Genomic DNA, 258 nt, shown 5'->3' on the forward strand with positions numbered 1-258 from the left:
GCCGGCCCGATCTGTGCGTAGCGCCCCAGAATGTCACCCAACAAGGCAATCAACATATCGACCTGCGCCGCCGGGTACGCAGGAAAAGTAAACAAGCCGCCGTCATCGCGCGCCAGGTTGACGATCTCGATGCCAATCGCCCGGCTGTTGAGATTGTCCCGCCCTTCCCAGTGGCTTGCACCGGCATGCCAGGCGCGCTTGTCTTCGGGTACCAGGCGAAATACGCGCAACTCGTCATAACCGCTGGCGCGATAGCCG

Annotated in this window: 1 protein-coding gene; it reads right to left on the reverse strand. The window is 62.0% G+C overall.

Going from position 1 to position 258, the window contains the following annotated elements:
- Window positions 1-258: N-acetylmuramoyl-L-alanine amidase (locus SB765_RS31290; protein WP_410932716.1), on the reverse strand; the 258-nt coding region annotated here is incomplete at both ends.

The organism is Pseudomonas sp. SIMBA_067, assembly GCF_046534675.1.
Classification (GTDB): domain Bacteria; phylum Pseudomonadota; class Gammaproteobacteria; order Pseudomonadales; family Pseudomonadaceae; genus Aquipseudomonas; species Aquipseudomonas putida.